9 protein-coding genes and 1 other annotated feature are annotated in these 13427 nt (G+C 29.1%); of the genes, 2 read left to right on the plus strand and 7 right to left on the minus strand.

Going from position 1 to position 13427, the window contains the following annotated elements:
• Nucleotides 1-57 precede the first annotated feature (57 nt).
• The 3 genes from CLCY_RS00740 to CLCY_RS00750 form a co-directional block, all read right to left on the minus strand.
• On the minus strand, nt 58-1050 hold the full coding sequence (locus tag CLCY_RS00740) for a beta-ketoacyl-ACP synthase III (protein WP_048569225.1): 993 nt from the start codon (nt 1048-1050) through the stop codon (nt 58-60).
• Between the two features lie 20 nt (nt 1051-1070).
• On the minus strand, nt 1071-1523 hold the full coding sequence (locus tag CLCY_RS00745; protein ID WP_048569226.1) for a MarR family winged helix-turn-helix transcriptional regulator: 453 nt from the start codon (nt 1521-1523) through the stop codon (nt 1071-1073).
• A 220-nt stretch (nt 1524-1743) separates the two neighbouring features.
• Nucleotides 1744-4407, minus strand: coding sequence for an N-acetylmuramoyl-L-alanine amidase family protein (locus CLCY_RS00750; protein WP_082141646.1), 2664 nt, complete (start codon nt 4405-4407; stop codon nt 1744-1746).
• Between the two features lie 329 nt (nt 4408-4736).
• Nucleotides 4737-4946 (plus strand) — a binding site (T-box leader).
• A gap of 65 nt (nt 4947-5011) precedes the next feature.
• On the opposite strand from CLCY_RS00750, the gene argS reads away from it, so the two are divergent.
• The gene (argS, locus tag CLCY_RS00755) at nt 5012-6703 is read left to right on the plus strand and encodes an arginine--tRNA ligase (protein WP_048569228.1); all 1692 of its coding nucleotides are present in this window, start codon (nt 5012-5014) and stop codon (nt 6701-6703) included.
• 28 nt (nt 6704-6731) lie between these two features.
• Here the strand turns inward: argS and CLCY_RS00760 are convergent, their stop codons facing one another.
• The 4 genes from CLCY_RS00760 to CLCY_RS00775 all read right to left on the minus strand — a co-directional run bounded on the left by CLCY_RS00760 (nt 6732) and on the right by CLCY_RS00775 (nt 12347).
• The gene (locus tag CLCY_RS00760; protein WP_048569229.1) at nt 6732-7262 is read right to left on the minus strand and encodes a DUF4829 domain-containing protein; all 531 of its coding nucleotides are present in this window, start codon (nt 7260-7262) and stop codon (nt 6732-6734) included.
• Nucleotides 7263-7442: 180 nt separating this feature from the next.
• Entirely contained in the window at nt 7443-9194 is a 1752-nt protein-coding gene (locus CLCY_RS00765; protein ID WP_048569230.1) for a hypothetical protein, read from the minus strand.
• Nucleotides 9178-11115 carry an McrB family protein gene (locus CLCY_RS00770; protein WP_048569231.1) on the minus strand — a complete coding sequence of 646 codons (1938 nt, stop codon included), beginning with the start codon at nt 11113-11115 and terminating at the stop codon, nt 9178-9180. The genes CLCY_RS00765 and CLCY_RS00770 overlap by 17 nt, the downstream gene beginning before the upstream one ends.
• Nucleotides 11116-11117: 2 nt before the next feature.
• A complete protein-coding gene (locus CLCY_RS00775; protein ID WP_048569232.1) occupies nt 11118-12347 on the minus strand; it encodes a hypothetical protein in 1230 nt (409 codons plus the stop codon).
• A gap of 248 nt (nt 12348-12595) precedes the next feature.
• On the opposite strand from CLCY_RS00775, the gene yjbM reads away from it, so the two are divergent.
• The gene (gene yjbM / locus CLCY_RS00780) at nt 12596-13408 is read left to right on the plus strand and encodes a GTP diphosphokinase (protein WP_048569233.1); all 813 of its coding nucleotides are present in this window, start codon (nt 12596-12598) and stop codon (nt 13406-13408) included.
• The last annotated feature ends 19 nt before the right edge of the window (nt 13409-13427 follow it).

Here is a 13427-nt window from a genome sequence, read left to right on the forward strand (position 1 = left end):
TTATTTTAATAGTTTTTTATATTCTAAGATTTTCACATTATATATATCGAGAGAATTCTACCATGTAATAAGTGCAGATCCAAAGGTTAATCCGCCACCAAAACCTAAAAGGATAATATTATCTCCCTTACTAAGTAACCCTTTTGCGTTCATCTCATGTAATGCAATAGGTATACTTGCAGCTGAAGTATTAGCATACTCCTCCATATTAGTATAAAAAACATCACTACTAACCTTAAGTTTTTTTGCTGCATAGTCAATAATTCTAATATTAGCCTGATGTGGAACCACATATTTTATGTCAGATATATCCAAATTATGTTTCTCTAATATATCTTTTACCATAGATACCATTATTGTCGTAGCAAATTTGAATACCTCTCTACCTTCCATGAAGATATCCCTTGTATTATCCGAAACATATGTAAATTCTTTATCTTCAAAATTAGCATCTTTAATGGAACCTAAAGCTGGCATAGTTATTAAACCTGCTCCACTTCCATCTGTCTTTATATATATATCCTTTATTCCATTTTCAAAATCATTCTTAGAAATAACAGCAGCACCTGCCCCATCTCCAAATAAAACCGCTGTATTTCTGTTTTCAAAATTTATAAGCTTAGTCATAACTTCTGATCCTATGACTAAAGCATTTTTATATTCGCTAGATTTAAGTAAGCTCTCTGCTGTTTTAAGTGCAAATATAAATCCTGTACATGCCGCTGATATATCAAATGCAACTGCATTAACAGCAAGTAACTTTTCTTGAACCATGCACGCAACAGAAGGACAATAATTATCAGGAGTACATGTAGCCACGATTAATACATCTATATCTTCTGGCTTAAGCTTTGCATTCTCTAATGCAGATATAGCTGCTTTAGTTGCAAGATCCACACATCCCTCTTCTATTGCCATCCTTCTTTGTCCTATACCCGTTCTTTGACGTATCCACTCATCATTTGTATCCATAATTTTAGATAAGTCGTCGTTTGAAATAGTTTTCTCAGGTAAATAGGATCCTGTCCCTATAAATTTTATCCCCTTCATATTTAAATCCTCCCTAGAAGCTATTTTGATATTTTATATTTGTCTCTAAAGAAATTATTTAGTTTATCTAGGGATCTTACTAATACATCAATTTCATGTTCTGTAAGTCCTTGAATACTTGACATTACCATATCACAATGAAACATTTCATGTAGTCTATGTACTAATTTTCCCTTTTTTGTAAGTGAAATTTTAACCACTCTTCTATCACTTTCTGATTTTTGTCTTTCGACATAGCCCTTCTTTACAAGGTTATTAATGGCAGTTGTTAGTGTACCTACAGTAATGTTAAGCTCTGCAGCTATCTCTGACATAGACTTTAAATTACTTATTCCTATAGCCTCTATTGTATGAATTTCCGTAACAGAAATATCTTTATACTCTCCATAAGATATAGTTTTTTGTTCTATAATAAGTATGTCATTAAAAATATCTACTAATAAATCGTTAATCACTTTTTGTTTATTTTCCATAGCACCACCATAAATTTTCATCATGTAATAATTTGACTATCAAATAATTTGATAACCAAAGTATATAAAAATTTTTTATTTTTGTCAATGGCACGTCCATTTCTTTAGCACATATTTTAGATACTTTACCTTAATTTTACTTATTAAATTTTTTTATTTTTATTCCTTCAAAAACAAAAACAGTCTTTAAAATATTTTAAAGACTGTTTTCGTCATCTTTCTACCTATTCCAATACTTAGCTATACCATTTGCTATACCATTTGCCGCTTTTTGTTGAAAAACAGGATCTTTCAGTTTAGCTTCATCGCTTAAAGTATCAATAAATGCTAACTCAACTAATGATGCTGGCATTTTTGTATTATTCAATACATATAAACTTCCTGGTTTAGCACCTCTATTGTAAAGTCCTATAGAGGCAACAAGTTCCTGCTGTATAGAGGTTGCAAGAGCCTGATCTTTACTTACATAATTCTTACTATAGAATGTCTCTGTTCCTGTACCCCCTCCAGCATTACAATGAATAGATACAAATAAATCTGCTCCATTTGAATTTGCAAAGTTTGTTCTATATGCTAAAGATTCTGATTGAACTAAGCTATTCCAACTGACTACATCATTTTGTGTTCTTGTATAGAGAACTTCGTATCCAGTTGACTGTAAAATTGATCCTAATTTTAGTCCAACACTTAAAGCTATATCTCTTTCCCTTGTCCCACTTGCAGATAGTGCTCCTGGATCTTTTCCTCCATGTCCTGGGTCAACAATTATTTTCTTTTTTAAAGGTGCAGGTCTTATAGCATCTATATTTACTATTTTGTAGTCTTCATATACTTCACCTGAAATCCATGCCCTTTTAGCCCATAGAAGTACTTTATTCGTACCTGATTCTAGTGGAGTACTAAGGCTAATTGTTGTCTTTTCTCCACTTTTAATAGGATCAGTATACTCCGATGAACTTACCCATTGACCTTTGCTATTCGAAAACATAAACGCCTTATAACTTATGTTACTTCCATCACCGGCACTTGCGCTAACTGTTAATTCTGGTATTGTTCCTTCGTTGACTTTAGCAGAATTAACTGTCGCTTCTGATATCTTAGGAGTTTTATCAGCATTAACAGTTACATTTGAAATATCGTGCACATAGGAATCATATCCACCTGGGTCAATAGGAGAATATCCCGCTCTTTTCACCCATATACTAAAGGTATTGCTTCCTGGTTGTAATGGTTTAGTTATTTTTACTGTAGTCGGCGTACTTGGATCTACAGATTCAGTATATCCATTTGAAACATCTTCCCATATTCCTTTACTTTGTGAGTATAAATATATTCTATATTGTACATTTACATCTGCACTTGACTTTAGAGTTACACCTGGATATCCTCCTAGCTTTATTCCTGAACTATCTACATTTACGCTAGTTATCTCTGGTATTGTATTACTTTCACTAGTTACATTAATCCTATAGCTTAAGAAATTATCATAACCTTCTTTGTTAACAGGTGTTTTTCCTGCTCTTTTAACCCAGATACTAAAACTGCTTTCACCTTTTTGCAGTGCTATATTAGACTGAAGATTATATATACTTGATGGATTTACTGCTTCAGTGTATCCATTTGATATATCTTCCCATATCTTTTTAGTTGATGAATATAAAAATACTCTATATTGCACATTTTCACTTCCAGTTGAAGTTAAGCTTATTATTGGCTTTATTCCAACCTTTTGCTGAGTAGCCGATATAGTTGCAGATTTAACTGTTGGTAGAAGAGCTTCACCTTCTGTATTATCAGAAGTGCCTGCATTAATTCTATAACTTAAAAAGTTATCATAACCTGCACTGTTTGCAGGAACTTTACCTGCTCTTTTTACCCATATGCTAAAGCTATTCTCACCTTCATGTAATGCTATATTAGACTGAAGATTATATGTACTTGACGGACTTACCGCCCCAGTATATCCACCTGATACATCTTCCCATATCTTTTTAGTTGGTGAATATAAATATACCCTATATTGTACATTTTCACTTCCAGTTGAAGTTAAGCTTATTATTGGCTTTATTCCAACCTTTTGCTGAGTAGCCGATATAGTTGCAGATTTAACTGTTGGTAGAAGAGCTTCACCTTCTGTATTATCAGAGGTACCTACACTTACTCTATAACTTAAAAAGTTATCATAACCTGCTTTATTTATAGGGTCCCTATCTGCTCTTTTTACCCACACGCTAAAGCTGTTTTCGCCTTCATGTAAGGGTTTGTTTAGCTTTAAACTAGTAGTAGATGCAGAATCAACAGGCGCAGTATATCCTCCTGTAACATCTTCCCATATTTTACTAACTGGAGAGTATAAATACACTCTATACTGAACCTTAGTATCTCCAGTAGATGTCACTCTTAAACTTGGATATATACCAGCCTTTTGCTCTGTAGATAAAATACTAGCTGATTTAATTTCTGGAATAATCTCAGAAGTTGAAGAAGCATTTACCGTTACCCTATAACTTTGAAAATCATCATATCCCCCACTGTTTATAGGGGTACTCCCTGACTTTTTAACCCAAACACTAAAGCTATTTTCTCCACTATGTAAAGGCTTTGTAAGTTTTAAAGTATAGGTTCCATTTCCTGCTACAGAGGTAGTATATCCTCCTGATACATTTTCCCATATCTTTTTAGTTGGTGAGTACAGATAAACACTATACTGTACTGCAGCACATCCTGTTGAACTAAGCCTTAAAGTAGGATATACTCCAGCAGCTGGAGATTTTTCTACCATCTCTACTCCTGTCATTTTAGGACGTGTATCTGTAGTTGCCGCATTAACATTATTAATTGAAGCTAATAATCCTAAAGTATTTAAAACAAGAGTAAATAGCAAAATAAATAGTATTCTGTTTTTTGTTTTATCTTTTATAATGTTCTACACCTCCTCCAAATTAATGTAAAAATTTACAATAGTCTATATATTATTATATAGCTAACTATATAATACCATAAAAACCACTTTATATTGTTAATTTTAACACTTTTTTTAATATTTTTTTTAATCAAATGCCATAAATATACTACATTTCGACTTATATATTTTAAAATAATTTTTTCCTTCCTAATTATATATACAATTCATTTATACTGATTCAAGTTCTTAAAATAATACTTATACTTGACATAGAATTATTATTTGATAGAATTATTACAAAAGATAGATTATAGTCAATGAAAAGGATAAGTACCTTAAGAAATACTTTGTAGCGAGTAAGGGATGGTGTAAGCCTTATAATGTATTCTTTAGGGAATAGAACCTTTGAGATTCTACCGGAATTTAGTATGGTTTGACCTTTGCCTTAGGTTACAAAGGCTAAAGTGAGTACTTTTGTACTAACTAGAGTGGTACCGCGGATATTCTCCGTCTCTTGATATAAGAGATGGGGTTTTTTGTGTTTAATAATGAAATTTACCAAGAACTATCAGGAGGTTTAAATATGGATTACAAAAATATATTAGCAAAAAATCTTAGCGAAAAAACAGGTCTTAATCTTGAAGAAATTGAAGGCTTTATTGAAATTCCACCTAAAAGTGACATGGGTGACTTTGCTTTTCCTTGTTTTAGATTAGCTAAAACTATGAAAAAAGCTCCAAATTTAATAGCTGAAGAACTTAAGTCTACACTTAATATTGATTGTGTTGAAAGAATAGAATCACTTGGTGGATATCTTAACTTTTTTATTGCAAAGGGCAATTTCTCCAAGGAAGTTATAGAGAAGGTTATTTCTGAAAAAGAAAAATATGGTTCATGTAATATAGGTGATAATAAAAATGTTATTGTTGAATATTCATCCCCTAATATTGCAAAACCTTTCCATGTAGGACATCTTTGTTCAACTGCTATTGGAAATTCACTTTACAAAATCCTTTCCTTTGCAGGATACAACACTATAGGTATAAATCACTTAGGGGACTGGGGAACTCAATTTGGTAAACTTATTGTTGCATATGAAAGATGGGTTGATGAAAAGGCTCTAGAAAATGAACCAATTAAGGAGCTTCTTAGAATATACATTAAATTTCATGATGAAGCAGAAAAAGACCCTTCACTTGAGGACCTAGCAAGAGCACACTTTAAAAACCTTGAAGATGGTTGTGAAAAGGAAGTTAAGCTTTGGCAAAGGATAAAAGATGTAAGTCTTGTTGAGTTTAATAGAGTTTACGATTTACTAAACATTAAATTCGATTCACTTGCAGGTGAAAGCTTCTACAGTGATAAGATGGAATCTGTCGTTTCAGAAATAAAAGATAAAGGTATTTTAGTTGAAAGCAAAGGTGCCTTAGTTGTTGAACTCGATGAATTTAATATACCACCATGTATGATAATGAAGTCAGACGGAGCAACTATATATGCAACAAGAGATCTAGCTGCTGCTACATACAGACAAAAAACATATGATTTTTATAAAAATATTTATGTAGTTGGTACACCTCAATCATTACATTTTAATCAAATATTCTCAACTCTTAAAAAAATGGGTAAAGAATGGGCTAACGACTGTGTACATGTTGGTTTTGGTACTGTAAGAATTGGAAATAAGAAGCTTGCAACTAGAAAAGGTGATGTTGTTTTATTAGAAGAACTTTTAAGTGAATCTATATCACGTTCACTTGAACTTATTAATGAAAAAAATCCAGCACTTGATAACAAAGAAGATGTTGCCAAAAAAATCGGAATAGGTTCAGTAATATTTACATACCTAAAAAACAATAGGGAAAGAGATTTATCATTTGACTGGAAAGACATATTAAACTTTGATGGAGAAACTGCACCATATGTACAATATACCTATGCTAGAGGTAAAAGTATTCTTAAAAAAGCTGGTGATTTTTCCTCTACTGCTGATTACACAAAACTAAATACTACAGAGGAGTTTGAACTTACAAAGCTTATTTCAAGGTTTAATGAAACTCTTCTTCTTTCTATCGAAAAGTATGAGCCATCAATTATTACAAGATATATAATAGATGTTGCAAAGGCATTTAATAAATTTTATAATCACTGCTCAATTATGAATCTTGAAGATGATTCACTTAAAATGGCAAGATTAAATCTAGTTGTAGCTACAACTATAGTAATTAAAAATGGTCTTTCTCTTCTAGGAATAGATACTGTAGAAAGAATGTAACTAAAAAAGGTACCTAAAGGTACCTTTTTTATCTAAACACTTCACATATTAGCCATTTTCCTGTTTTCAAATCCCTAATCAGTGCAAACTTTTGTGAGTTTTCTCCTCCAAATTCTTCACTATATCCTTTATTAATATTTATATTAAAACTAATCTTAAATATCTTTATACTGTGTTCATCTACACCATACTCACTTTTAATATAATCAACATAAACTTTTATTTTATCATCATTATAATCAGTTTCCATTATATTGTTAATTGTAATACTTTTTACATAGTCTACGTTAAAATTCTCAGGTAAATTAGATAATTTATTAAAAAATAAGTTTCTCATATTAGGTACATCATGATTCTCCATTGCTCTAAAGTATTCTTTTATAATTTTAAGCGATTGTTCATTAGAATCTTTATTTGTACTATTTACATCAACTTTATTACTTTGACTATTCTTAACCTTATTTGTGCTGCCTAATGAATTTTCTTCTTTAATTGAACATCCTACAAGAAAAAGCATTCCAAATATTATGCTTAAACATACCTTTGCCTTTAAACTCATGTTAGTACCCTCCAAGACTAACTTACTAAACTATTTACTATTCCTGATATATATCGTAGATTATCTCCTTGAATAATAATGTTTATAATACAATGATACCCCTATACAAAGAATCATTCAATAAAGATTTTAAAGAAATAGGTATCCTTAAAGGCAAAACTTTTACCTTTAAGGATACCTCTATATTAGTTTACTTATTAACATATTTTCCAAATCCTTAAATCCATAGATTTCTCCACTTTCATCAGGCTTTAATTGTAAAAATGTATAATCTCCCCATTCTTTACTAATAACTCTATCAATATCTTCTTGTCCTGGATATACAACTATAATCTTTTTAATTGGATAAATAGGTTTTCTATTATTATCAAAGATATATTTAATTGTTGTTTTATAGTTTTTTATTTGAATCATTGTATTAGTATTATAAAGATCACTCCAAAGATAAGAATATCTTCTATACTTAGATTCAATTATTATAGAATCTTTTAGACTATTATTTTCTAAATAATCCACTCTAATATCAGGCAGTCTATTTGGAGCATGAGTATAAAATCCATTTCCTGTTTCTAAACTTTCACTAGGCATTGATAGAACTTCCTTTTCATACCACACCCTAACTTCCTTTTCACCATTTATAAATCTAGCTAAGCATCCCTTTGGAATCTTATCTAAAAAATTACACTCGCTTATATCCTTAAAGTCACAATTTGAAAGACTCATTCCAATATCTTTAAATACCTTAACAACAACAAGAAATACAAAATACTCATATAGAAGCTCAGATGGCTTATAACTAATAGATTTTTTTTCCTTACTTAAATAAATTTTATTATATATTTTTAGTATAGACTTATATCTATTATCTTCCATCCTAACACTTTTATAATTAATATTATGAATAGTAGGTACTTCCTTTATATATGTACTTTTTATAAAAGATGCAAGGGTTGTTTTTGCACCTTTTAATACTCTCATTATATATTTTAGATCATCTCTTCTTTTTTTTACACTTCCTAGGGATAAACAAGTTTGATCATAGGATTTTATTCTTTTCTCTATCTCTTTTGTATCAAAACTTACTCCTTTAACTTTTTCAATATTGCTTTTTTTAAATTCTGATTCTTTTCTTACTGCCACTTCTTCTATTTTATTTTGTTCATATGCATAGGTTAACTTCTCTTCGATATCAGAAATACTAATCAACATTTTCGTAGCAATACTTTTTATAATAATATTTTGCTTATTACGGAAATCCTTAACCTTCTTATAACTATATTCATCATTTTTGTTCCCTTTAGAATTTAAATATTCAACCTTTCTATCTATCCTTTGATGTTTACCACTTTTTATATAATTCCTATCTAAAGTAAAATAAGGATTTTTCATTATACTGCTCAAATTATATTTTAATAAACTATGAAATTCGTTATACTGTTTTAATATACTCATATAGTCATTAACTACAGAAGAATTACTCCTATGTAATTTTGAACCCATATTATAAGATAGATTACTGATCTGTGTATTTACAAAATCCCTTAAGTTCTTAAGCTGAATATCATTTATGTGTCTAGGAACAATTTCAAACATAGAATAATACTTTCCATTATTTAAAGTTAACTTAACAATATAGCTTCCTGGAATAAGCATAGAATAATTATTGTCAAGTTCAAATAACATTTTACTTTGGCCTGGAAAAAGTATAAATGCTTCTCCATCCTCTTGAAATACATTTTCTACAAGTAAAGTTGCCCTTTCATCATTTGCCTCAAATTCTATATAAACCTTTGAACATTCCTTTATCACAACTTCAATATCATCTATGCTCCATAAATCTTTATGAAACTTAGTAACTTCTTGAACATATTCTTTTCCAAAGTTCTGAATTATAAATCGTACTTTAATACTCTTACTATAAAGTGTATCCATTATAATACATCTCCTCGGCTTTTCGCTTTAATTCATCAATTGATATTTTAAAATCTGATATTCCTTTATAATTTTCCTCTATTAATATTTTATAAATCTCTCCATGATTTATATGACCCTTTTCTATATTTCCAATAAGCTTTCCATATTGCTCCTGATGCCCTTTTACTTTTGTTAAAATTCTTTGCTTAATTTGTATATCAAATGATTTTTCTCTCGATAAAAGCAACTCTCCCTTTTCAGTTTCTGGTATGTTAAATATATAGGATGCCATATTATACAAAGTTCTATAGGATATACCCTTTTGCCTATCTATTGCATTAATTGCATTATGTATATCATCTAATAATTTAAGCTCATTTTCCCTAAATATGTCTAAAGGAGATGTACAATCTCTTCTCCAAAATTTAAAGTTTAAATAGTATTTTTCATCTAAATTCTCTAAAGTCTTTCCCCTATAGGATTCTAATATATTTTTCATTTCAATAAATGAAATCTTTTTAGGATTAATAAGATTTGCCCTATCTAAAAGTCTATCTGAAAACTCCTTAGTTGTTTCATCTATATTAACAGTACCAACAAATACAACATTCTTACCTATTTTGATGGATGCTGGATAATCACTGGAATTTTTGCATTTTGAATTTTTGTTATATAGGATTAAATTTCTTTCTTCTTTTTCCATTTCAAGTATTGAAATAAATGGACTAAACCAATACTCTACCTGACTTAAGTTCATTTCATCAAATATAATCATAAAAACTTCATCGGTATTTTCCTGTGCAGTTCTTAATAAATCTACAACCCCTGTTTCTGACGGTATATATTCATCCTTTGATGTATTTAAGTATCCTATTATATCAGATGGCTCTGTATATGAAGGACTAATAGGTACTACTATATAATTTTTATCTTCAAGTCCAAGAGCCTTTGCATATGAAATTGCAAGACTAGTCTTCCCTATTCCAGACATTCCACTAATAATTGTTAAAGGATTTGTCTTAAGCGATATATGAAAATTATAAATATCTTCTTCTTTGTAAAAAAGACCTGTATTTGTAAGATTATATTTAAATCTTTTTAAAAATTCATATTCACTTTTTATTATTTTATAGTCTAATTTTTCCTCTGAATTTTTTAAGACGTGTTCTCCATTTTTGAAGTATTCTTTCAACTCCCCATCAATGTATTCCTTAGTTAAAAAAAGTAAGTTGTCATTTACTTTATATACAATATTTTTTCTGAAGTGATCTGGTATCTCAATTTTTTTAATTTCACCTATTCCTTGAAGCATTCTTTTATCATCTAATGTTCTTCCCCAATTTAAATTATAATAGATATAATCATCACATATTATAAATTCTGGATCATCCATATACTTACTATAGTTTTCAAATCTGATTGGATCTTGTCTCATAATTGCTCTTTCAAACTCTTCGAATCCTCTAACAATAGGTGACGGAATAGGAACAAAGGTGTGTCCCCTATAATTGTTTAAGTCCTCTACATCTCTTACAACTAAATTCCTATAATAAATTTCAACTTTTCCTAGCTTCTCTTCCTTTTTAAGATAAGGTGTAAATAATACAAGCTTATTCTTTAATTTTTCATATATATATTCCTTTTTTTCCTTTATTTCAAGATCCCAATATTCAAGGGGCATTCCAATTCCTTCTATTCCCTTTTCAAATCCTACGAACATGTTATTTTCAAAAGGTCCAGGAATATCATATAAGTTTTTCGGTATACTTGACATTGCTTTAATATAAAATAATATATATTGAGGATTCTTCCTTAAATACGTTATACAACTTTGATCCTCACCTATACTGGGAAATACTTTTTCTTCTATCGCAAGATATCCTAATAAATAACATTCCTCAATTGACCTAATATCCTCTTCTTTGAAAATTCTTTGCATTACTACCCCTCCATAGTAAACTTACTGATAATTATATTTTGAGTAAGCTCTTCTATACTTTTAGAAAATATCGTTATCTTTTTCAATTTTAACGCTATAAGATAATCTTCTAATATTAATAAATTTTTAGTACTATCTATTGATCCTCTATCAATAAACACAACTCCTTTAAAATTTGAAAAATAGTTTGAAAAAGTCTCTATAAAATCAGGTGGGATTATTTTATAATTACCAATAGAATCCATTATCCTATCTGGTACATAATTGGTTATAATTATAATATCTGGATTATATTCATTTAAATTGAAACTTTCATTTTTCATAATTTTATATTCTAAACTCTTAATATTTTCTTCATAGCCTTTTAATATCATTTCAAACCTAGATATTTCCTCCTTTAGACTATTAATATTTTTATTTAATAAGGCTATTTCATTATTTTTATTTAAGCACTCTCCCTCTAAACAATCTATTTTTTCTCCATTAAACATTAATAAATCTTTATTTATACGTTGAAGGATATTAAAAAGTAATTTATTAAAAAATCCTACTTTATTCTGATCTCCTTTTATATAATCTATATTAAGACTTATAAAAGCAAGCCATAAAAGACTTTCATCAAATGACTCTGAAAGATCCCCAAGCTCTCTACAAATATCTACTATGGACTTATCTTTTATAATACTTCTTACTCTTGTATATTCACTAATTCTTCCAAGTTTTAAAAGATGTTCTTCTATAGACTCTACATTATTTTCAAGAAAACTAATCTCATCCTCAATGTTTAGATATTTTTCCACTATAGATAAACAGTTTTCCTCTGTAATATCTCCATCATTTACAAGAAGTCCAGAAAAAATATGTTTACCACTTTCAATGTTTATACTTATTTTCTCACATAACCTCTCTGCATCCTCAGGAAACAAATTCATAAATATTGCAAATGTTTCAAACATACCATATTTATTTTTACATGATGATAAGTAAAGCTCACTTAAAAACTCTTCTAAACTCTTTCCCTTATACTTCTGAGATTTTTCATTAAAAATTTCATAGAGTAATTCTTGAAACTTTTTTTTATTACTAAAATTCATTTTTATTACATTTCTTATTAAACTTTTAGGAGCCTTTTTAATATTCATAAATCCGTTTATTTTAATATTTTTCCTCTGTGCAACTAATATCAAAAATTCATAATCCATTAATTCAAAAAAAAGTTCAATGCTTTTCATCATTTCCCCTCCATTTATAAACTTATATATTCTATAAGATTGTGTCTATTTCCTTTTTATATAAACCCTTACATTATCAATGAATATTTATATAAAAATAACTAAATTTTAAAAACTAATACATCTAAATATATAGTAAAATAATGGATAATAATTATTGTCTTTTTTTTAAATAAGTGATATATTCTTATTGGTACTTATTGTTTTGTCGAAATTCCCTATTACTTTACGAAAGGAGATGAGGGAAGATGTTAGTTAAAGATTGGAAAGAGTTCTTAGTACCATATGAACAAGCTGTGGAAGAACTTAAGATTAAGTTTAAAAGTATACGTAAGCAAACTAGAAGCAAAAACACCTACTCTCCAATAGAATTTGTAACAGGAAGAGTAAAAGAAATATCAAGTATATTAGAAAAGGCGAAAAAATTAAATATTCCTTTTAATAAAATATCAGAGGAAGTAGAAGATATTGCAGGAATAAGGATTATGTGTCAATTCGTTGAGGATATTTATACCATGGTTAACTTAATTAAGCAGCGTGAGGGAAAAGATTTAACCGTTGTTTATGAGAAGGACTATGTGAAAAACTTTAAAGAAAGTGGTTATAGAAGCTATCACGTTATAATAAGATATCCTGTACAAACAACACTTGGAGAAGTTGAGGTACTTGCTGAAATTCAAATTAGAACGCTTGCGATGAATTTTTGGGCAACTATTGAACATTCTCTAAATTATAAGTATAAACAAAGTATACCTTCCCATATAAAGGAAAGACTTAAAAAATCTGCTGAACTTGCATTTCTTTTAGATCAGGAAATGTCTCAAATAAAAGAAGAAATTATGGACGCTCAAACGATGTTTGAAATAAAGTCTAATATTATATCTGATGTTTTAGATAACATTACCAACCTATATTCACTTGGAAAAATTTCAGAATCAACTTCAATTCAAGACAAGTTTAATAAACTAATTGAATATGGAGATATATTTGAACTTAAAGACCTTCTTGATGAATCAAACTTGAAGGTACAAAAAGCAAGACTTGAACTTTACGACTTATAAGACCAGTCATATTGTATTT

This window comes from Clostridium cylindrosporum DSM 605 (assembly GCF_001047375.1).
Lineage (GTDB): Bacteria > Bacillota > Clostridia > Clostridiales > Caloramatoraceae > Clostridium_AB > Clostridium_AB cylindrosporum.

Coding starts and splice junctions, on each gene's coding strand:
- CLCY_RS00740 (WP_048569225.1), bottom strand. CDS start 1,050: ATGAAGGGGATAAAATTTATAGGGACAGGATCCTATTTACCTGAGAAA.
- CLCY_RS00770 (WP_048569231.1), bottom strand. CDS start 11,115: ATGCAAAGAATTTTCAAAGAAGAGGATATTAGGTCAATTGAGGAATGT.
- CLCY_RS00760 (WP_048569229.1), bottom strand. CDS start 7,262: ATGAGTTTAAAGGCAAAGGTATGTTTAAGCATAATATTTGGAATGCTT.
- CLCY_RS00745 (WP_048569226.1), bottom strand. CDS start 1,523: ATGGAAAATAAACAAAAAGTGATTAACGATTTATTAGTAGATATTTTT.
- argS (WP_048569228.1), top strand. CDS start 5,012: ATGGATTACAAAAATATATTAGCAAAAAATCTTAGCGAAAAAACAGGT.
- CLCY_RS00765 (WP_048569230.1), bottom strand. CDS start 9,194: ATGGATACACTTTATAGTAAGAGTATTAAAGTACGATTTATAATTCAG.
- CLCY_RS00775 (WP_048569232.1), bottom strand. CDS start 12,347: ATGAAAAGCATTGAACTTTTTTTTGAATTAATGGATTATGAATTTTTG.
- yjbM (WP_048569233.1), top strand. CDS start 12,596: ATGTTAGTTAAAGATTGGAAAGAGTTCTTAGTACCATATGAACAAGCT.